Source organism: Chryseobacterium endophyticum, assembly GCF_056333165.1.
In genome coordinates, this window is record NZ_JBWGXE010000011.1 from 25,758 (window position 1) to 47,731 (window position 21,974).

At 40.0% G+C, this 21,974-nt stretch carries 12 protein-coding genes and 1 pseudogene; 9 read left to right on the forward strand and 4 right to left on the reverse strand.

Annotated elements, in window-relative coordinates; genetic code table 11:
• The first annotated feature begins 1 nt into the window (after nt 1).
• The 8 genes and pseudogenes from AC0N32_RS18800 (at nt 2) to AC0N32_RS18835 (ending at nt 9,940) form a co-directional block, all read left to right on the forward strand.
• Nucleotides 2-1,261 (forward strand): tetratricopeptide repeat protein, encoded by a 1,260-nt coding sequence (locus AC0N32_RS18800; RefSeq protein ID WP_476395379.1) that lies wholly within the window; start codon nt 2-4, stop codon nt 1,259-1,261.
• 94 nt (nt 1,262-1,355) lie between these two features.
• The gene (locus AC0N32_RS18805; protein ID WP_476395380.1) at nt 1,356-6,113 is read left to right on the forward strand and encodes an RHS repeat-associated core domain-containing protein; all 4,758 of its coding nucleotides are present in this window, start codon (nt 1,356-1,358) and stop codon (nt 6,111-6,113) included.
• Nucleotides 6,114-6,117: 4 nt separating this feature from the next.
• Nucleotides 6,118-6,960 (forward strand): hypothetical protein, encoded by an 843-nt coding sequence (locus AC0N32_RS18810; RefSeq protein WP_476395381.1) that lies wholly within the window; start codon nt 6,118-6,120, stop codon nt 6,958-6,960.
• Between the two features lie 68 nt (nt 6,961-7,028).
• Entirely contained in the window at nt 7,029-7,379 is a 351-nt protein-coding gene (locus tag AC0N32_RS18815) for an immunity 51 family protein (protein WP_476395382.1), read from the forward strand.
• A 222-nt stretch (nt 7,380-7,601) separates the two neighbouring features.
• Entirely contained in the window at nt 7,602-8,159 is a 558-nt protein-coding gene (locus AC0N32_RS18820) for a YdeI/OmpD-associated family protein (RefSeq protein WP_476395383.1), read from the forward strand.
• A gap of 144 nt (nt 8,160-8,303) precedes the next feature.
• Complete coding sequence (locus tag AC0N32_RS18825; protein WP_476395384.1) at nt 8,304-8,702, forward strand: immunity 22 family protein; 399 nt, start codon at nt 8,304-8,306, stop codon at nt 8,700-8,702.
• Between the two features lie 6 nt (nt 8,703-8,708).
• Nucleotides 8,709-9,266, forward strand: a complete 558-nt coding sequence (locus AC0N32_RS18830; protein ID WP_476395385.1) for a hypothetical protein — start codon at nt 8,709-8,711, stop codon at nt 9,264-9,266.
• Between the two features lie 209 nt (nt 9,267-9,475).
• Nucleotides 9,476-9,940, forward strand: a pseudogene (locus AC0N32_RS18835) (FEKKY domain-containing protein).
• Between the two features lie 46 nt (nt 9,941-9,986).
• Here AC0N32_RS18835 and polA read toward each other — a convergent pair.
• A complete protein-coding gene (gene polA / locus AC0N32_RS18840) occupies nt 9,987-12,827 on the reverse strand; it encodes a DNA polymerase I (RefSeq protein WP_476395447.1) in 2,841 nt (946 codons plus the stop codon).
• A gap of 846 nt (nt 12,828-13,673) precedes the next feature.
• Between polA and AC0N32_RS18845 the strand changes: the two genes are divergently transcribed.
• Nucleotides 13,674-16,538, forward strand: coding sequence for a M16 family metallopeptidase (locus AC0N32_RS18845; RefSeq protein WP_476395386.1), 2,865 nt, complete (start codon nt 13,674-13,676; stop codon nt 16,536-16,538).
• Nucleotides 16,539-16,645: 107 nt separating this feature from the next.
• On the opposite strand, the gene AC0N32_RS18850 is transcribed toward AC0N32_RS18845, so the two are convergent.
• The 3 genes from AC0N32_RS18850 to AC0N32_RS18860 all read right to left on the reverse strand — a co-directional run bounded on the left by AC0N32_RS18850 (nt 16,646) and on the right by AC0N32_RS18860 (nt 21,959).
• The gene (locus AC0N32_RS18850) at nt 16,646-18,784 is read right to left on the reverse strand and encodes a S46 family peptidase (protein ID WP_476395387.1); all 2,139 of its coding nucleotides are present in this window, start codon (nt 18,782-18,784) and stop codon (nt 16,646-16,648) included.
• A gap of 190 nt (nt 18,785-18,974) precedes the next feature.
• Nucleotides 18,975-19,619 carry an MgtC/SapB family protein gene (locus AC0N32_RS18855; protein ID WP_476395388.1) on the reverse strand — a complete coding sequence of 215 codons (645 nt, stop codon included), beginning with the start codon at nt 19,617-19,619 and terminating at the stop codon, nt 18,975-18,977.
• A 120-nt stretch (nt 19,620-19,739) separates the two neighbouring features.
• Nucleotides 19,740-21,959: a DUF7619 domain-containing protein gene (locus AC0N32_RS18860; protein ID WP_476395389.1), complete on the reverse strand. Its 2,220-nt coding sequence runs from the start codon at nt 21,957-21,959 to the stop codon at nt 19,740-19,742.
• Nucleotides 21,960-21,974: the final 15 nt, after the last annotated feature.

The window sequence follows — 21,974 nt, forward strand, 5'->3', positions numbered from 1 at the left end:
TATGAATCCGGTAGATCTGGAACTGGTTAAATTAAAAAGAAACTGGCATAATGTCGTTAAAAACAATATGCGGAAACCCATGTTTATTGCCTTGGGCGAAAAGCATGAAACCGATCTTTTCGACGGATTTATAAAATCAAGATTATCCGAAGATTATGATGGAGATGATATTTTTTTAATTCATTATCAGGAATTTACCGGATCGGATTCCTTTGGGCAGATCGTATTCGATGAATGGAAAGAGTATTATGAAATGCTAGAAAAGAACCAGAAAGGCACTCCGGAATGGAAATTCAATATTCCCGATAATGATTTTAAGACTGATGCTTACAAGGCTTTTTTTCCTCTCTTGGAAATAAAGAAAAATTTTCCGGCAGTTAGAGATGCAAAGATCTTTCTTTATATTGCTCCGATCCGGATCAGTAATATTGAAGAATTGTCATTGTGGGTAAAAGAATGGTGTAAAATCTGTGAAAATTCAGGAAATAACGATATCAAATTAGTCTGGGCCGAGCATCACACCTATAAAACATTACCGGAAAATCCGTCGGCGCATTATTTCAGGGTTGAGGTCGATATTCACCAGCTGATGCAGAACACGGCGGCCCACACCAACCGGAAGAAAAACAGTGCAGACACCGATTTTCAGCAGCAGATCCTGATAGCCAGTAACCATTTAAGCAAAGGCAGATTTAAAGAAGCAGAATTTTCATTAAAAAAGGCCGTAAAATTAGCTAGAGAGCAAAAAAATAAACAGGGCGAAATTTCTGCATATTTTATGCTTGCACAGGCCTATATCGCCGATAAAAAAAAGGAAAAAGCAGAAGATACCTACCGTACGATATTCGAAGAAGTGGAATCCGGGTCGTCCCTTGAAGTTCAGATGTACATGAATTACGGAAGTTATTGTCTGGGGAATTCAAAAAAAGCAAAAGCCGAAAAAGCATTTGAAAAAGCAGCTGAAGTGGCTTTATCAGCAGATGAGCCGGCAATGGCTATCGAATGCTACCGCATCACAGGAACTCTGAATGACACGGTACTTACCCGGGAAAAAATGATCCGGTATTTTGAAAAATGCCTGGAAATTGCAAAATCCATGACTCCGGCAACAAGGGAATCAAGCAGTCTCAAATTTGTCGCATCCATGCTTTTTATTAAATATGAAAGGGATACGGACAAGAAAACAACTTTAGATCAGGAAATGAAAGGTTATTTCGGAGAAGATTGGAAAGTAAGCGTCGAAAAGCCATCTTATGGTTAAAATACGCAGGAGTTAAAAAGTTTCACTATTGAGATTTTCATGGTTTAAATTTTTTAGATCAACCCAAAACAAATCAATCACAAATTGAAGTATCATGGCAGATCAGAACAAAATAAAAAAGATTAAGGTTACCAAGCCAGATATGAACCCCGACCGGTCGTGGATAGTAAATTCGGATGTCACCTCGTTGAGCAGGGATAAAACCACACAAGGCTGGAACAACGGGATGAAAAATAATTTCGATTCCCTGAACCCTGTTTCTATGGTTAAATCTCTTGCCGGTTCAGACAATGATGCTTCAGCATCTGGTGGCAGTGGCGGAGGTGAAACAACCGTGACCTCCCAAAATGCAGCCCCCACAAGCAAAGTAAAGCTGATTAAAGTGAATACTCCGGCCATCAGTCCGACTGCCATTCAGCATACCAGTAAACATTTTGACATTGTGCTGGCCATCGATATTCACTGGACCCTGATCCCGCCACCGCCCTCATTTATGCTGATCCCGCTACCGTTGCCGCATCCTTTTATCGGTATTGTTTTCGATGTGATGGATTATCTTACCTTCACCATACCGATACCGCAGTTCATCAGAAACCTGAAACCCGACCTGCCGGAAGGAATTCCGATGGGCGGTTCCATATTTGTTCACGGAAGACATAAGGCAACCACCACAACCAGTGTTATGGGGGTGGTTATTCCGTTCAGGCATGTGACTTCTCTTATTCCGGTGTACATGATTCCTTTTCTTCAGGAGGCGCCGCATGAAGGTGAAGTCTACTACGGAGCACAAACCGTTCTCGGACAAGGCAGCAAGATGAGCGGAAACCAGCCCCAGCAGGTTTTAACTTGTATGGGATTGCCTTTCGGAATGACGATGTTGCCTGCAATGCCCGATAAACCGAAGAAAAATCCGTTGGCTTACTTTGCCTTTTATAATAATTTTTCAAGTTTATATATTCAAATCAATACCGGCGGCCCGGTTCTCGTAGGCGGCCCGTTTGTTCCTCATGTATACACCCCGGGTGAAATGCTCATGCGTTTTGCAGGAATGGCTTTGATGAAAGGTTTAACGAAAAGCCTGGGTAAAGGTGTTACTAAATTTAATCATTTTTTGCAGGGGAAGTTCGGGAAAACAAATCCTGTTTCAAAAGCCTTGTGTAAAGTTGGTTTAGAGCCTGTCAATTTTGCATCAGGAGCGATGTTGTTTGAATGGGATGATTTCCAAATTGAAGCAGGAACACCTTTAGAATGGACAAATGTTTGGTACAGCGACAGACCTTACACCAAAGGAATGCTTGGTAACGGAATTTTTAATTCTCATGATCTTTATATTGTTCGTAACGAGGAAGATGGCGTTGCGGCATGGGCTCATCCCGAAGAATTGCAGCCAATGCCGATTCCTGTTCCACCGGTTGGAGAAGAATTGACCTATTACAGAAGTCAGAAAATCTGGCAGTACCGTCCAAGTGACAATATTTGGATCATCAGAAAAGGAACGGATATTTATACTTACAAACGTTTTCATCATATTACGGAAGGAAGTATTTTTAAAGTAATTCGTATTGAATATGGAGATGGAACAGTAAGAGAATATGAATATGAAGGAAGCAATATTGTTTTAAAAAGTATTCAAGATGTTAAAAGTGGTTTTAGTATAGAAACTACGATTCACCCTGAGCTTAAAAAAGTCACTGAAGTTTATTACTGTTTTAAAAATAAAAGAGATCTGCAGGTTCGCTATACGTACGACGAAAACGGAAACCTTACGCATGTCTGGGATATTCACAAAAAAGCAATCGTTTTTGAATATGATGATGTAAATCGTGTGATCCGAAGAACCAATCGAAACGAAATGAGCTATCATTGGGAATACGATAAAAAAAATCGCGTGGTTCATACAAAAGGGCTGGAAGGTTTCATGGAAGGTTTTTTAAATTATAATGAAGAAGAAGGCTACACGGAAGTTATTTATCCAAAACAGAATAATAAAGCCGAAAAATATTATTACGACGAGGATTTTTTAGTATATAAACAAGTTGACGGTGAAGGTGGAGAAACCTGGTACGATTACACCTCCCACAACGAATTGAAAATAACCGGAACACCGGAAGGAAGAGTTCAAGGATTCACTTACGATGACTTTGGAAATATTAAAACTTTCCATACCCCCGATGGTGAAGAATATCATTATCAGTATAATGAATTCGGACAGATTACCGCGCGTTTTTCCCCTGCAGGAACTTCAGAAACCTGGAATTATGATGAAGAGGGAAGATTACTAAGTTATACCGATCCCACCGATGAAACGGTCACTTATCAGTATCATGATGATGATAAACTTCCTGAAAGCAGCAGAAAACAGGAAATTGAAACGCAGTACGAATACAACAGCAGAAACCAGATCATCAGGCTGACGAATACGATTGGTGATGAGCAGTACTGGAAATACGATGATTATGGAAGGCTATTGGTTTTCAGCCCGAAACCTTTAAACAGAACCATTTGGAACCGTGATAAAATGGGGCGCGTGGTTGAAGTGCAAGAACCTGGGCAATTGCCGCTGAAACTTCGCTACGATGCTTATGATCTTCCAATATACGCGACCGACGGAAGAGCAGAATGGCTCATGAGCTACACACCGATGGGAAGCCTCAAAAGACAGGTACGAAGGAATGCTTTGACCTTTAAAAAAGAAGAAACCCTGATTTTTGGCTATAATGCTTATGAAAACTTAATGAGCATCACCAATGAAAAAGGCGAAGTTTATCATTTTGAAAGAAATAACAACGACGAGATTATCGCAGAAACCGGCTTCGACGGGCAACGTAAATTCTTTGTAAGAGATAAAGACGGATTGGTGATCCAGACCGGAAATCCGAACGGAAAACATATTTTCTATGAGTATGATTTAGGCGGCAGGTTAACCCAGGCTCATTATCCCGACGGAAGCTGGGAAGCTTATCAGTACGATACCTCAGGGCTTTTGGCCAGAGCCGACAACGAAAGCAGTACTGTTGTTTTTCAGCGTAACAAATTAGGATTGGTCACCAATGAAAAACAGGGTGAGCATTCAATTAATTACGAGTATGATGATCAGGGAAACCTCATTGGCCTGAACAGCAGCCTGGGAGCGGAGGTCAATTATGCCTACAATGAGATCGGTCAGCTTAAAAATGTAACGGCCGTCACAAAAGATGTTCACCAGCCTTGGCAAATGAATTTAAGCGTCGGTAGGGACGGTCAGTTATTCTCCCGGGAAATGACGGGAGGAGTAGAAAGTATATTCGAATTCGACCATGTCGGAATGCCAATAAGCCAGAAAGTAATGGTCAATAAAATCCAAATGGCTTTCCATAAAGAATATCAGTGGGGATCTGGTAGTCGTTTGACGCAGATCCTGGATCGGGTTACAGGAGGCAGAACAAGATTCGATTATAATGCTTTTGGAAGCCTTGTTGCTGCTGAATATCCGAATGGTGAAGTGCAGTTCAAAAACCCGGATGAAACGGGCTGCCTGTATGAAAGCGCCAAACGAACCGATCGTATTTACGATAAAGGAGGAAAATTGATGCGCGATAAAAACTGGTTTTATCATTACGATGAAGAAGGAAATTTATTGCTGAAAAGTAAAAGGCCGGTCAATAATGTAAAATCAGATCAAAAACATAAACAGGAAGATATACATCCATACTATAAATCAATCGCCGCCGACTGGCTCAATACACCTAAGCTTCGCGATAAAAACGATCTGCCGGATGTCCATGAAAACTCACCGGACCAGATACAGAGTCCCGAGTGGCAACCCGGCGACTGGGCTTACTTCTGGAAAGCCAACGGAATGCTGGATAAAGTAATACGTCCAAATGGTAAAGAAATAAGTTTTGAATATGATGCACTGGGAAGAAGGACTTCAAAAATTGGAAACAAGAAAATAACTCGGTATATTTGGGATGATGATGTTTTGCTACACGAATGGAGTTATGATATTGAACATATTCCTAAGACAAACATTGATGAAGAGGGAAAATTACAAATCAATCGAGAACCTGTAGAGAATATCATCACATGGGTTTATGACGGAGGGGGATACAGCCCTGTAGTAAAATTACTTGCAGATAAAAAATATTCTATAATAAACGATTATTTGGGAACCCCAATTCAGGTTTTTGATGAAGACGGGCATGTGGTTTGGAAAAGAGAATTGGATATTTATGGCAATGTAAAGGAAGAAAAAGGGGATTTTAACTTTATACCTTTTCAATATCAAGGTCAATATTATGATCATGAGACTGATCTTTCCTACAATAGATTCAGATATTATGATCAGGAGTCAGGATTGTATATTAGCAAAGATCCTATTGGTTTGGTAGGTGGTTTTGGGTTGTACAATTATGTGAAAGACTCCAATGTTTTGCTGGACGCTTTAGGCCTAATGCCTAATAATACGCCGATTGGAGATCTTGCTGAAGGAGATTTTGTTTCCGGCCTGAAAAAAAGAGGATGGAATGTATATGCAGAGATTAAAAATGGCTCTCAGAATGGGATTGACGTCGTTGCACAGCATCCATTGAACAAGAAAGTTTATGTATATGAGGTGAAAGCAAATTCTTCAAGATTAAGTCCTTTGCAAAAAGGAGATGATTATGTACAGAATATTCTTGATGAAGTAAGAAATAAAGGAACATTGAGAGGGCAGAAAGTCGATGCAGCAATGATAAGAACTGCCAATACAATAGACAGAGATATTAGAGCTCATGGTATACAAAGCAGGGAAGTACGATATAAAGTAGATAAGAGAACTAAGCGGGCAGAACTGAGAAAAATGAAAAACTGGAATCAGAAGTATAAATAAAACTATGGAACACAAAAAGATAATAAGCGAATTTAAAAAACAAATCGGTAAAACAAAAAAAGAGGGAGTAAGCCAAGAAGAAATCAATCAATATTATGATTTGATAAAGCAAAGCATTCAGGATGATATTAAAGACGGTTTCAAAGAAACAATCGCCAGAAACCTTACTTTGGGAATTGGAGTTCATGCCGGAGAATATCCTAAACATCTTATTTTGAACGATCAAAAAGAAGGTTGGAAATATATCACTCGTTTTTTACTTTGGCAGGAACATATTTTACAAAAACTTTTTACCTATAAAGAAGTTACATCAAGATCAATTGGCTGTATCATTGGCTTGTCGTTGCTTTGGAGTATGAATGATCTGGCAAAACTTTCGAGAGAGTATTTTCAATTGTTATTTGAAGAAGATAAGAAAAAGTATAAAGAAAAGGAAACTCATCATTTATTTATGGCTATTTTGCATGACTTAAATGAAACAAAAGAAGTCAATAAAGAATTATATGCTGTATTGCCAGAAGAGAATATTTATAAAAAGTTTCTTGATCATTGGCTGACAGCAGATGAAAAACTATTAAGCAAATTGCTTTTTGAAATGTGTGATTTCCATATTTACAGTTCATTAGATTTAAAAGATAAATTCTCTGAAATTCTTTCTTTAAATTATATTCCATACGAAATCAGACTGATTGAAAAAATTAGAGATGAACAAGGATTGGTTAACGTCAAAGTTGATCATCCATTATTAGAAACTCAATTATCAGAAATCCCTAAGACGGCTTATGAGTGGGATTTATCTAAAGATGAAATTTATCAGTTTTTAATAAGAAGAGAAAGCAAAAGTTAATAAATGTTATAAAAAATTAAGAAGCTGAGAAATTTATTATCTTTAATATCATTTAAAAATAATAAAGTATGGAAGCGTACAATTTTGAAACGGCCATCAGACCTTTCTTCTGGGTGGCCTCAGAAAAGACTTTTTCAGTATGTTTAAATGCAGGAACCTACAAACCCGAAATTTTCGAGTGGCGGAAAAATGAAGGTTTTGAAGGCAACGGGTACGACTGGGCGTCGCTGGCGAAAGTTTTCCTGGAAGAAAAAAGGCCGGACCTGGCAGAGGAAATCAAGTTTGATCCCGAAGCCGATATGTTCTGTGCCTATTCCGATAATCCCGACCGCCTGAAAGAATTCATAACAGACTTTAAGAAAACCTGCGAAGATGAAGTTCAGATCCAGGATCTCTTCCTGAAAGCAGAAATAGATTAAAATTAAAAAGACCTCATTGAGGTCTTTTTAATTTTTTAAATAAAAGCATGGATATTCGTAGTAATTTAACCTTAGCAAGAATAAAACCGGGGGAAGAGAGAAAATATATGAGCAGAGTAAATCCTCCTGAGAAGCATTATGCTTTGAGCAAAGCTCTCGCCCGAAACTTTTTTACAGAAAACTTCAATAAAAAAATATTAATTTAGATTAAAATCTGGAAAAATGCAACCCAACTTCTTCCCCACACCCAAAGAATTCCGCCAATGGCTCGAGAAAAACCATCAGACCGAAAAGGAACTGCTGGTGGGCTTTTATAAGGTCGGTTCCGGAAATCCTTCGATGACGTGGCCGGAATCGGTGAATCAGGCGTTGTGCTTCGGATGGATCGACGGGGTGAGAAGATCGATTGATAACGAGAGCTACAGCATCCGCTTTACGCCCAGGAAACCAACAAGTATCTGGAGTGCCGTCAATATCAGAAAAATAGAGGAACTCACCAAAGCCGGGCTGATGCAAGAGGCCGGACTAAAAGCTTTTAAACTCCGGAAAGAAGAAAAATCTGCGATCTATTCCCATGAAAATGAAACCGCTACCCTCAATCCTGAATTTGAGAAACGTTTTAAAGCCAATACAAAAGCCTGGAATTTTTTTACCAGTCAGGCTCCGTCTTATCAAAAAGTGATGCTGCACTGGATCATGGGTGCAAAACAGGAAAAAACCAGAGTTTCAAGGCTGGAAAAGACGATCCGAGAAAGTGAAATAGGAAAAAGAATGACATAATTATGATGGGTGGTATACGCTGTCATATTAAACCTCATAGGTTTTCAGAAACCTATGAGGTTTAGCGGTGATATCATTTATAATGGGCTGGTTTTTTCCTGAGATTATCATACCTTTGAAGCTTTAATTTAGAAAAAAGAACCAATGAATACGGATACATTAGATTTTTGGGTAGGAAATTTTCAGAGCGAAGAAGATTTTTATGATTTTGTGGAGGAAGATGAGAACTATTATCTTCTGGAAGAATCCGATGACATCCACATCTCCAAATTTGCCGCTTCGCAGGATACCGTATGGCTTGACCACGATTTTGTAGAATACGGTTTTGAAGACGGAAACCGCACGATTTACGAAAAGTTCGCCAACTATTCCTTTGCCGAGCAGTGGCTCCCGATCCTTGTCAACAGGCTGAATGAAATCAACCTGAAATTTGAGGTGAACTGCATCATCTTTTTAAACCGCGGGCAGGTTCCGAAGCCGGTTTCCGTAGAGGATGACTTTTTCTCGCTGACGTATGTAGGGGGAATTGAATTCAGTGCCTGACAGGTCATGGGAATAACGATAAAAAACTATGAAAATCTGCTGAAGGTTTTTTCTGAGCTGAGAAAATACGGCATTATTGAAAACAGCGTCATCACGGAGTGGGCAGATGGAATTTTAATGACAGAAAATACCTCGGATTACGAGTTTATTGAAGTTTCCACGACCAAAAGTACTCATGATTTAATTGTAATTTTAGACAAGAATTCTCAGCATGCCGATTGGAAAATAGTTTGCCGGGCCATGCTTGGAGCCCTTTACCATTCGTTGACAACAACATCCCTGGAATTTAAAAAAGCACTTCAAGTGATCCGTGAAGTTTCTTGTGAAGAGAAACTGACAAATGATGAACAGTTTCTGCTGTATGGATTTTCAGAAGTTTCAATGTATGATCTTAGAGGTAATTATGAAGGTTTTCGCCTGTTTAAAGAAGATTGTATAGAATTTTTAAAGATTTACAAAGAGTTCACCTTAGCAAATTATAAAGAATGGGATTTGATGCATGAAATTCTCTCAATTGGCCTTACCGAAAAACTGGAAAAAATCAATCATAACTTTCCTTACTGATAACATTAAATTTGACTATTGTGCATAAAACCATATCCCGAAAATTATTAATGGTAAATATTGCTGTTTTAGTACTGCTTTTTTCAGCTTACATTTTCGGGTATTACCTCTTTAATTATCCTTTGAAATTTAGCTTTTTTCAAATCATCAGAGACTGTGGAATTCATTATCTTTTCATTGCATTATTATTCCTGGCTTTGGTTTCCTGGATGATCAGTACGTTGAAAATTAAAAATCTTAATTCAATCAATAAGTTCCTTTTAATTTATACCATACTTTGTGGTTTACTGCTGGGTTACTTTCTTTACGTTTCCGCAGATACCTATATTTCAACCCAAAAAGCAATCAGAGAATCCGAAAATAAATACATTCTGCAGGCTAAAGAAGATATTAAAAAAGATGATGTAACCTACAGATTTGCGGGCGGATTTTCTATTCCGGAATACGATGCTGAAACGCTTGACAAAATTGATAGTATCCGGAGAAAATTTGGAATAAGTTATGAAAATACGGGCTGTGTCATTGATGCCATCGATATGGAAGGATAAAAGAAATATGAAGAGACCGTAAAGCCTTACCTCGATAAAAGAAACGGAAAAGGCTGGGAAGAAAGAATGGATAAAGAAATAGAAAAGGTAAAAAAAATTAAAGTATCAAATCCTGGTGATCGATAAATAAAAAACTTCCACTATCTGTGGAAGTTTTTTATTTAAAATTGTATTAATGAGCTTCCAGCCAGTTATCGCCCACGCCGACTTCTACCAGTAGCGGGACCTGCGTTTCAATCGCGTTTTCCATTTCCATTTTAATGATATTGGTGGCGACTTCTATTTCGTTCAGTGGCGATTCAAAAACCAATTCGTCATGTACCTGCAACAGCATTCTGGTCTGCAGCTTTTCTTTTTCCAGTTCTTTTTGAATTTTGATCATGGCCATTTTTACCACATCGGCAGCACTTCCCTGGATCGGCGCGTTTACCGCGTTTCTTTCGGCATGGCCACGCACCACAAAATTATTGGAATTGATATCCTTTAAATGTCGTTTTCTTCCCAGAATGGTTTCCACATAACCGATTTCGCGGGCTCTCTTTACCTGCTCTGCCATATATTCCTTCAGTTTCGGATACGTGGCATAATAGGCATCGATCATCTGTTTGGCTTCACTTCGGGATAACCCGGTCTGCTCGGCAAGGGCAAAAGCTCCCTGTCCGTACAGGATTCCGAAATTTACCGTCTTGGCCTGGCTTCTCTGGATCTTCGAAACTTCTTCGAGCGGAATATCAAACAGCCTCGCCGCTGTAGAGGCGTGGATATCTTCCCCATCCTGGAATGCCTTGATCATGTTGTCTTCGCCGGAAATCTCAGCGATCAGACGCAGTTCGATCTGGGAGTAATCCGCAGAAATAATCTTCTTTCCTTCACCGGCAACAAATGCTCCCCGGATCTGCTGACCTCTTAATGTTCTGATCGGAATATTTTGAAGATTCGGATTTACACTCGCCAGACGGCCGGTTGCTGCTGTCGTTTGCGAGAAATTGGTATGAACGCGGTTGTCTGTTTTTTCAATCTGGGACGGCAATGCATCCACGTAGGTGGATTTTAATTTCTGATAAGTTCTGTATTCCAGGATATGCTGGATGATTTCATGTTTGGATGCCAGTTTCTGAAGGATATCTTCCGAAGTCGCATACTGCCCGGTTTTGGTTTTCTTGGCTTTCGGGTCGAGCTGCATTTTTTCAAACAGGATTTCTCCAAGCTGTTTCGGGGAATTGACGTTGAATTCTTCTCCGGAAAGTTCGAATATTTTGGCTTCCAGCTGTTTCAGGTCGTTTTCAAGGTCGATGCTTTCCTGGGCAAGCCATTTTTCATCCAGGGAAATCCCGGCAAGTTCCATTTTAGCCAAAACTTCCATCAGCGGCATTTCTATGCTGAAGAACAGCTCTTCTAAGTTTTCTTTTTTCAGCTGCGGCGCAAAAAGTTCGTACAGCTGGAAGGTTACATCGGCATCTTCCGCCGCATAATCGGTCTGGGTCCTGAGATCCGCATCCCGGAAACTGCCTTGGTTTTTCCCTTTTTTTCCGATGATGGTTTCAATGGAAACGGGTTTATAACCTAAATACATTTCGGAAAGGTAATCCATACCGTGTCTTCCGTCCGGGTTCAGGAGATAATGGGCGATCATCGTGTCGAACATGGCTCCTTTTACCGTGATATTATATCTTCTGAGAATTTTATAATCAAACTTTAAATTGTGGGCTACTTTTACCAGATCTTCCTTTTCAAAAAACGGCCTGAAGATCTCAAGGGTCTGCAAGACTTCACCCTGGTCTTCGGAAAGCGGGACGTAATACGCCAAACCTTTTTTGTAAGAAAAGCTCATTCCCACCAATTCGGCTTCCAGCTCGTTGAGCGAGGTCGTTTCGGTATCAAAACATACCACTCTCTGTTGCAAAAGATTTTTCACCAGCATCTTTTGAGCCTTCGGATTGTCTATAAATTGGTATAAATGATCGTTTTGCTCAATGGTAGATTTGGTAGAAGTGGCCTGATCCAGCTCTTCGTAAGTTGCAAACAGGTCTAGCTGCCCGACCGCCTGGGCTACTTTCTGCTGCGGTGTGGTTTCCGTTACGGTAGTTTCAACATTGGCAACAGCGGCATTTTCGGTAACAAGCGGAGCAAAAGCCCTGTATAAATTATCATATAATCTTCTGAACTCGATTTCGTCGAAAATTTCTTTTACTTTTTTAAAATCGGGTATTTCAAGATCGTATTGTTCCTGGTGGAATTCAATAGGGGCATCACATATAATGGTCGCTAATTTTTTGGATAAAATTCCTCTTTCTGCTGAAGCTTCTACTTTTTCTTTTAATTTGCCTTTAAGTTCGTGGGTATTCGCCAGCAGGTTTTCTATGCTTCCATATTCTTTCAGGAACTTCATGGCTGTTTTTTCACCGACACCTTCCAGGCCTGGAATATTATCCGATGAATCTCCCATCATGGCAAGGAAATCAATCACCTGCTTTGGGTTTTCAATCTCATATTTAGCCTTGATTTCTTCAACACCAAGAATTTGAATTTCACCACCCCTAAAACCTGGTCTATAAAGCTTAATGTGATCAGTAACCAACTGGCCGAAATCTTTATCTCCGCTTACTATAAAACTTGTATACCCTTCTTTTTCAGCTTTACAAGCAATCGTTCCTATTACATCATCTGCTTCATATCCTTCAATTCCCAAACTTGGAACATGCATCGCTTCTAAAATACGATGTATATATGGAATGGCGATTTTAATTGCCTCCGGAGTATCGCTTCTATTGGCTTTATATTCTGCATAATCATCAGTTCTTATGCTTGCCTGGCCAACATCAAAAACAACGGCTAAATGAGTGGGCTGTTCTTTTCTTATCATTTCAATCAAAGAATTCATAAAACCGAAAATGGCCGTTGTTTCCATTCCGGAACTGGTATATCTCTGATTTTTGGTCATCGCGTGATACCCTCTGTAAATCATTGCATAAGCATCGATGAGAAATAACCTTTTATCTTGTGTAGCGTCCATAGTATCCATAGGCAACAAATATAAGAAAAAGTGTTGTTTTTATGTTGAAATAAGGGAAGGGATTGATATGGATGTTCATGAATCTGATTTGATTATTTACTATTTAAAAACCACCCTTTTTGCTTCAATTTCCACCCTTTTAGGCTGGTTTTTCAGTCTTTTAGGTTCACCGGTGAACCTTTTTGCCTGGTCGTTGAGTCTTTCATACTGGTTTTTGAGTCATTTTGCCTCGTCGTCGAGCCTTTTACACTCAATATTCACTCTTTTGCCTGGTCGTTGAGTGTTTAAGACTGGTTTTTGAGTCTTTTTTCCTCATCGTTGAGTCTTTTACATTCAATATTCACTCTTTTGACTGGTCGTTGAGTGTTTAAGACTGGTTTTTGAGTCTTTTTTCCTCATCGTTGAGTCTTTTACATTCAATATCCCTCCTTTTTGCATGGTTGCACAGTCTTGAAGGTTCAAATTTGAGTCTTTCTGACACGATGTTTTGAGAATTAACCACTGTGCTTGTCATTCCCGCAGGGAATCTCAACATCGTATTAGAGATTCGCATGGAAAGATTCGCGTTTGGATTCCCTTCGGGAATGACAAGCGAGACGCATATTCCGGCACTCGTCATGAAAATCTGGCTCCGTCAACTTATGTCATTCCTGCAGGGAATCTCAGCGTAGTATTAGAGATCCGCATGGAAAGATTCACGTCTGGATTTCCTTCGGGAATGACAAGCGAGACGCATATTTGGATCTGAAATGTTTAAATCGGCGAATCTTAACAAAAGACGCAGAGTTCTTTTTGTATTGCTTACATTTGTATGGCATTCTGGATTTTAGAATGAAAATGATTGATATGGCAGATAAAAAATACAGCGAAAAAATTCATAAAGATAAAAATTACGAATACTTAACGATTACAAATGATGAAAACAAGGTAAGAATCTACACCTTGAAGAACGGTTTAAAAGTCTTCCTTGCCCAGAATTTCGATGCTCCGAGAATTCAGACTTATATTCCCGTAAGAACCGGAAGCAACAATGATCCGGCAGATAATACCGGGCTTGCGCACTACCTGGAACACATGATGTTTAAAGGAACTTCAAAACTGGGAACCTCCGACTGGGAAAAAGAAAGTGTACTGCTGGATAAAATCTCAGATCTATACGAAGAGCACAAAGCGGAACAGGATCCTGAAAAAAAGAAAATCATTTATCGTACAATCGATGAGCTTTCCCAGGAAGCCAGTCAGTACGCTATTGCCAATGAATATGATAAGGCGATTTCTTCGCTGGGCGCCACGGGAACCAATGCCCATACCTGGTTTGATGAAACGGTATACAAGAATAATATTCCCAATAACGAGCTTGAAAAATGGCTTACCATTGAAAAAGAAAGATTCTCAGAACTCACATTGAGGCTTTTCCATACGGAGCTGGAATCGGTATACGAAGAATTCAACAGGGCACAGGATAACGATTCCAGACTGGTTCAGTATGAAATGATGGATGCCCTTTTCCCGAAACATCCCAACGGGCAGCAAACCACGCTGGGAAAGGCGGAACACCTGAAAAATCCTTCCATGAAGGCGATCCATAAATATTTTGACGAGTATTATGTTCCGAACAATTATGCGATGGTGATGGTGGGAGATCTTGATTTTGATGAAACGATCCGGCTGATCGATCAGTATTTCGGAACCATTCCTTACCGCGAGCTTCCGGAAAAAACGCCGGTGAAAGAAGAGCCGCTGACAGGAATCGTTGAAAGAAATGTGAAAAGTCCGACCACCCCGAGGGTTCAGCTGGCATGGAGAACGGACAGCTATGGAACAAATGAAGTGATGCTCGCCGATATCGTTGCCAATATTTTAAGCAACAGGGGAGAAGCGGGATTATTGGATTTAAATATCAACCAGACGCAGAAATTGCTCTGGGCACAGGCGTATTCGATCGGCTTAAAAGAATACGGTTACTTTTCCATAGTAGCCGTTCCGAAGGAGACGCAGACATTACAGGAAGCCAGAGATCTTGTATTGGAACAGGTTGAGCTGGTAAAAAAAGGAGATTTTCCGGAGTGGATGCTGACAGCCATCATTAATGATTTTAAAATTCAGAGAATGAAAGCCCTCGAAACGGCTGACGGGCTGGCTACCAATCTTTACGACACGTATATTAAAGGCAGAACGTGGGAGCAGGAACTCAATGAAATGGATGATTATGCGAAATTTACGAAAGAAGACGTCGTGAAATTTGCCAATGAATTTTTTAAAGAAAATTATGTTGTCGTTAATAAAGAAAAAGGAGTCAATGACAAGCTGATCCGCGTTGAAAATCCCGGAATAACGCCGGTAAAGATCAACCGTGAGGACCAGTCGGATTTCCTTAAGCAGATTTTAGCGGAAAAAACAGAAGACATACAGCCGGAATTTATCGATTACCAGAAAGAGATTACCACAGATCTGATAAAAGATAAAAAGCTGAGTTTCGTACAGAATAAGTACAATGATATTGCCCAGGTACATTTTATTTTTCCTTTCGGAAGTGATCATGACCGGGACATCGGAATTTCCACGCAGGTTCTGCAGTATCTCGGAACGGAAAGATTTTCACCGGATGATCTTAAAAAAGAGTTTTTTAAAATCGGCGTTACCAATGATTTTAAAACCACCAATGACCAGCTCACCATCTCACTGAACGGCCTTGAAGAGAATATCCCGAAAGGTATCGAGCTGTTGCAGCACTGGATGAGAGAATTGAAAGCCGACCAGGAAATCTATGAACAGTTCGTGGAAACGGTGCTGGAAAACCGTGCTGCCATGAAGAAAGACAAAGGAAGGATCATGACTGCGCTTACCAACTATACCAAACTGGGGGCTTTCTCACGTTTTACCGACGTGATTTCCAGGGAGGAGCTTGAAAGCATCCATGTTGAGGTTTTTGCGGAAAGAATGAAGAAACTGTTCCGTTTTCCGTATCAGATATTCTTTTACGGAAGAAACTTCGAAGCTTTTAAAGGATACATCGGTACTTATATCGAGACAGAAAGCATGGCCATCCCGGAACCGAAACAGTACCCCGAGCCTGATACCAGCGGAGACGTTTATTTCACAAGCTATGATATGGTGCAGATGGAAATGAGCCGCGTCGGAAAAGGCCGGATGGTGGATACCGGAAATTTTGGGAAGATCAATGTTTTTAATGAATATTTCGGGAGAGGATTGTCGTCCATTGTTTTCCAGGAAATCCGCGAGAGCAAAAGTCTTGCTTATTCTGCGTATGTATCTTATGCAGCCAACGCAGAGCTGGATCATCCGGATTATATTACGACGTACATCGGTACACAGCCGGATAAATTGCAGATCGCCGTGGATACTTTGACTACGCTGATGGCTGAGCTTCCTGAAGTTCCCGCACAGTTTGAGAACGCCAGAAATGCTGCTTTAAAACAGATCGCTTCCGCAAGAATTACCAGGACCAATGTTTTCTTTAATACCTTAAGGCTGAAAAAGCTGAATGTGTATCATGATTTAAGAAAAGATATTTACCGGCAGATCGAAAGCCTGAGTTTTGAAGATCTTAAAGGATTTTATGATGATTATATCAAACCGGTACATTTCAATACATCCATTATCGGCAAAAAAGAAAACCTGAATATGGAGGCTGTCCATCAAATGGGAACATTCAGAGAAGTAAGCCTGAAAGATATTTTCGGACATTAAAAATCTGATTTAAATACTATTGAAGTGCTTCACCGGCATTTTTGAAAAGCAAAAAACAGGCTGTCTCAATTTTGGGACAGCCTGTTTTTTATAAGGTGGAGTGGAATTTATTTCACAATTTTCATTTCGTTGATCAGCCACTTTGAATCGGCAAATTTATCAATGATGAAAAGAATATATTTGGTGTCTACCATAATATTCCGGCTGAAACGCGGGTCGTAGTTGATGTCGCTCATTGTTCCTTCCCACTGTCTGTCGAAGTTTAATCCGACAAGGTTTCCGTAGGCGTCGAGCGCCGGACTTCCGGAGTTTCCTCCTGTCGTATGGTTGGTGGCTGTAAATCCTACCGGAACATCACCCGTTTTGTCTTTATACTGCCCGAAATCTTTTTTACCGTAAAGGTCGATCAGTTTTTTAGGAACATCAAATTCATAGTCTCCCGGAACATACTTTTCCATAACCCCTGCCAGATGTGTCTGGTAATTGTAAGAAACGGCATCCCTCGGAGAAGAGCCTTTCACTTTTCCGTAGGTTACACGCAGCGTAGAGTTGGCATCCGGGAAGAATTTACGGTCTTTATCCGTAGCCATCTGCTGGGCCATATAGGTCTTCTGCAAGGCATCAATCTTTGTCTGAAGAGCCATAAACTGAGGATCTGCTTTCGTCATATAAGCATCTCTTATCACGATGTAGATCTGGAAGACAGGGTCTTTTTTCAGGGTTTTGATTAATTTATCCGGATTAGAAAACGCTTTGTCGATGTCTTTGCTTAAAAAAGCACCATTCACATCACTTCTTCCGGTGATAATGGAGTTTTTGGAAGCGTCTTCAATCGCCTGGATGTTCTGGGCTTCATTTTTATACTTGTCGAATCCTGCAGGTAAGAACTGAGCGTCTGTTTTATTAGCATATAAAGCCAGTAATTTTGCCGTCACTTTTGCATCGAGTTCAGCGTTATAATCTTTGTAGAAAGAGGTAAGCTTCTTTTTAAGGGCAGTGGTTCCTTTTTCGTCCATTCTCCCGGTTTCTACTGAGGCAATATAGTTGTAATACAGGCTGGCCAGCGTCAACGTCTCGGCATTTCTGATGGTTTCGGTATAATAAGCGTTATTTAGGGCAAAAGGCGCCTGGTCGTTGTATAGCTTGTTTAATTGATCTAAAGTGGTTTTGATTTCAGGATTTTTAGCCACTAAAGAACCTTCGTACATCACTTTTTTCTCTACGGCATTGGATTTCTTCAGGCCTTCCACTTCGCCGATCCATTTTTTCCAGTAATTGGCTACTGAAGCGTATTTGGAAGCGTATTGAATACGGGTGGCATCATCGGTACGCATTTTTTCGTCTAATGTTTTCAAAGCGACATCTCTCACGGCGATTCTTGCAGGATCGATCTCCTTCATGATTTTTTCAACTGCAATGGCAGGAAGGTATTCGGTCGTTCTGCCCGGAAACCCGAAGACAAAAGTGAAGTCATTTTCATTTTTATCTTTAATGGAAACCGGAAGATAGTGCTTTGGGACATAAGGTATGTTGTCTTTGGAGTATTCCGCAGGCTTGTTGTTTTTATCAGCATAAATCCTGAACATCGAAAAATCTCCTGTATGTCTCGGCCACACCCAGTTGTCGGTATCGGAACCGAATTTCCCAATGCTTTGTGGCGGAGCACCTACCAGGCGGATGTCTTTGTAGGTTTCAATGGTATACGCGTAATATTTGTTTCCATAATACATGGGTTTTACGGAAATCGACTGATAAGGCTCTACTTTCTGCGAGTTCTTATAAATTTCGATATTTTTTGCTACCTGTTTGGAAAGCTCCGGCTCTGTAAGATGATCCGTTCCCTGAGTGATCTGTGGGGTCACTTCTTTAATATCAACAATAAAATCAACGGTTACACCGGGATTCGGAAGTTCGCCTTCGGTATTTTTGGCCCAGAAACCATTCGACAAGAGATCATTCTGAACGGTGGAGTGCGCCTGAATCTGGCCGTATCCACAATGGTGATTGGTAAGCAGCAGGCCTTTGGGAGAGATGATTTCCGCAGTACATCCGCCGTTAAACTGTACGACCGCATCTTTTATGCTTGCTTTCTGAGGGTTGAAGATGTCTTTGGCAGAGATTTTCATTCCCAGATCTTTCATTTCCTTTTCATTCAGCTCTGTCGGTATCCACATTCCTCCGTATTGCTGTGCGAAAGTCATTACAGCCGGCAAAAGAAATACGGATAAGAGTATCTTTTTTGTCATAATCAAAATTTTGCTCCAATTTACGAAGAAATTACGAGTTTGGTGTTTTTGGGGGATGCTGTTGTTTTAGATATTGGAAATGAGTTTGTTGTGCTTTTGTTTCTCAATTTAAAAACGGCTTATTCATTCATGGTTGGTGAAATAAATTAACCTGATGTTAGAAACAGGATAAAAAATAAATCAGTTCTGGCTAAAACTGATAGGCAATGATACGTTCATCTTCCATAAGGCTTTTCATCAACGCTTCATGATTGATATTTTTTCCTGTAATGATCCAGGACGTAGCAAGATTTCCCTGGGTATACTGCTGTTTTGAAATGGCGTATCTTAAGTGATGCTTTTTGAAGAGGTCTTCACAATGAGGAACATCGTGATAATTAACAACCGCAATTTTATATTCCCTGATTTTATGCTCCCTGTCGATAAATTTTTCAAAGCGGGTCAGTGAGCTTAGTATCAGCAGTACCAAGACGGTACCCATCAATGCGAGGTAAACGTATCCCGAGCCGACTGCCATTCCGATGGAGGCGGTTGCCCAGATGGTGGTGGCGGTGGTGATGCCGTCTATTTTGTTGTCGCCTTTAAAAATAACGCCGGCTCCCAGGAAACCGATTCCCGTAATGATATTGGCGGCAATACGATCGGGATCATCTACGCCGATTTTGATGGAAAGAATGGTAAAAAGGCTGGATCCGAAGCAGATCAGGATAAAGGTGCGGAGTCCGGCCGATTTATTTCTGTATTCGCGCTCAGCACCGATCATCAGGCCCAGCACCACTGAGATGAAAACCAACAACAATTCATTTTGAATGGAGTGATCTTTTAAAAATTCCATAATTAAAATATTTAGCTTCGCAGAATAAATGTACAACAAAAAATATTTTCCCCGTATGATTCAGATTAAAAACGAAAAAGACTGCCCAAACGGACAGTCTTTGTATTATTTATTCTGGAATTAATTCCTGATAAATTTCTGAGTGAATACTTTATCCTTTGTGTACAGTTTGATGATGTAATTTGCTTTTGCCAATTCAGAGACGTTGATGGAATTTCCTTTTACCGAAGTTGAAATTAAAATTCTTCCGGCTGCGTCAAAGATTTCCGCTTTCGTAATTTCATTTTTAGATTGAATATTTAAAATATCTTTTACAGGATTCGGATAAATTGAAACGGTATTGTTTTCTTTATTGCTTTCCGCAGCAGCCAGAGTGTTCTCAACGGTCGTGATATAGTTGTTTGTGATGATCGGCGCATTGTAATCAAAATAAATACTGGCTTTGTTGCTGAAACTGTCGCCAAGGGTCAGTGTAGATTTGGTTTTGATCTTAAATGAAACATAGCCGTCATTATTGGCATCGTCAAAAGGAAGCTGGATGTTTTCAAAGATAAATTCCATGCTGTTTCCTGTAATTCTTGTGACGAAGTTGTGGCTGCCGGTCAGGGCTACTAAACTTGCCAGGTCAAATCTGGAAGCGTCAATATCGTCTTTTACGACAATATTCTGTGCATTGGCCGTTCCTGTATTTTCAAAACGGATGAGGTAATGAACATAATCGCCCACTTTTGCCTGGGTAATCGTTGTTCCTTCAAGGCAGGTTTTATCGTTCGGATCGAAAGAATTTACGACCGTTTGGTTTAAAGTAAAGATATTATCTGAAGGTGTTTCGTCAGTTCCGGCATTTACCTGTGCTGTGTATTGAAGGTTGTCACCTGCATTCAATGATGGATTCTGGGTAGGTGTATTCAAGGTGAAAGATGCTGTTGTTTCTTTTACTTCCAAAGGATTAAGATTCGTAAAATTCCAGGTCAATACGCCGGATGACTGCGATGTTGGAATTGTGGACGATGTAAGGTAATTCATTACATTATCATTATAGTTAAATGACACAGTTCCCGACTGAGCGGTCGTTCCTTTATTTTTGTAAATGATCTTATATTTTGCTTCAAAGCCCGGTCTTGCTGCGATAACAGGAATAATAACGACTTCCAGGTCATTATGTGTTCCGTTTGCGGACAGGCAGAAGTTCTGGTTAAGAGGGCTTGTCTGTGCAGGAAAACTTACCGTTACACTTGTGGGTGAAACCGTAAAGTATGCAGGATTTTCGAGTACAGGTGTAATGACGTGATTACCTGCCTGCACGGGAATGGAGAAATTTCCTGAGGCATTCGTTATGATATTCCCGGAATTTGCGGCATTGGTGATCAGGAATTTCTGGAATGCTTTTGCCGGATCACTGGCATCACAACCATTGTTATTGATATCATATTTGGTGCTTCCCTGAATCGTGTAAAAATTTCCTCCTGGAGTGAAAGAACAGTATGTGTTTATTTCGACATTAGGCTGATTGTACCAGTTTGTAAGCGCGCCGATCACTGCCTTTTCAAAATCATCAGCGCAGATATAGCTTAAATTTGGTGTGTTTGAAAACATCGGAGTTGCTCCCTGAGCATAATTATGTTTTCCGTTCTTGATATTAAAGCTGATAAGATTAGGATTGTTGGAAAAATCAAAATTATTTAGTCCTGTCAGCTGTCCTGCATCAATAGTTGTAAAAAGATTATTTTTAAGATACAAATTACTCAGATTAGGGGCCTGCTCAAGAGCAAGGGTCGTAAGCTTATTATCTGCAGCATGGAGATTTAATAAACCATTATTGTTGTTTAAAATTATTGTTGTTAATAAATTATTGTTGCTTTCCAAGGTTACCAAACTCGGAAGAGCGGAAATATCGATTGATTCCAGCTTATTATTCACAACATCTACAGTGTGAATACTGTTTAAATTACTGAGAGAAACATTTGAAAGATTGTTATTTCGTAAACTTAAGGACTGGAGATATGATAATCCCGAAATTTGCAGACTGGTTAAAGCATTGGAAGAAGCATTTAACACCACAAGATTAGTAAACTCACTAATTCCCGTAAGATCTGCGATCGCATTGCCTTGCTGCCCGGTAATATTTAATACGTACACATTTAACGCTTCTGAAACCTGGATTTCACCATCTCCATTGGTATCGATTACCATATTTTGATTACTGCTGTTTAATGCAATGCCACTGTTTGTATTGGCTGACAGAAGTTTTGCTTTAAAATTAGCATCCGGAATATTAACAATCTGTGCCTGGAACCCGGCAAACATCATAAAGGAAATTATCAAGTAGATTTTTCTCATGGTTATTATTTAAAT

What these genes read in the sequence shown, in the direction of transcription:
- AC0N32_RS18800 (WP_476395379.1), top strand. Translation starts at nt 2, where the DNA reads ATGAATCCGGTAGATCTGGAACTGGTTAAATTAAAAAGAAACTGGCAT.
- AC0N32_RS18805 (WP_476395380.1), top strand. Translation starts at nt 1,356, where the DNA reads ATGGCAGATCAGAACAAAATAAAAAAGATTAAGGTTACCAAGCCAGAT.
- AC0N32_RS18810 (WP_476395381.1), top strand. Translation starts at nt 6,118, where the DNA reads ATGGAACACAAAAAGATAATAAGCGAATTTAAAAAACAAATCGGTAAA.
- AC0N32_RS18815 (WP_476395382.1), top strand. Translation starts at nt 7,029, where the DNA reads ATGGAAGCGTACAATTTTGAAACGGCCATCAGACCTTTCTTCTGGGTG.
- AC0N32_RS18820 (WP_476395383.1), top strand. Translation starts at nt 7,602, where the DNA reads ATGCAACCCAACTTCTTCCCCACACCCAAAGAATTCCGCCAATGGCTC.
- AC0N32_RS18825 (WP_476395384.1), top strand. Translation starts at nt 8,304, where the DNA reads ATGAATACGGATACATTAGATTTTTGGGTAGGAAATTTTCAGAGCGAA.
- AC0N32_RS18830 (WP_476395385.1), top strand. Translation starts at nt 8,709, where the DNA reads ATGGGAATAACGATAAAAAACTATGAAAATCTGCTGAAGGTTTTTTCT.
- polA (WP_476395447.1), bottom strand. Translation starts at nt 12,827, where the DNA reads ATGGACGCTACACAAGATAAAAGGTTATTTCTCATCGATGCTTATGCA.
- AC0N32_RS18845 (WP_476395386.1), top strand. Translation starts at nt 13,674, where the DNA reads ATGGCAGATAAAAAATACAGCGAAAAAATTCATAAAGATAAAAATTAC.
- AC0N32_RS18850 (WP_476395387.1), bottom strand. Translation starts at nt 18,784, where the DNA reads ATGACAAAAAAGATACTCTTATCCGTATTTCTTTTGCCGGCTGTAATG.
- AC0N32_RS18855 (WP_476395388.1), bottom strand. Translation starts at nt 19,619, where the DNA reads ATGGAATTTTTAAAAGATCACTCCATTCAAAATGAATTGTTGTTGGTT.
- AC0N32_RS18860 (WP_476395389.1), bottom strand. Translation starts at nt 21,959, where the DNA reads ATGAGAAAAATCTACTTGATAATTTCCTTTATGATGTTTGCCGGGTTC.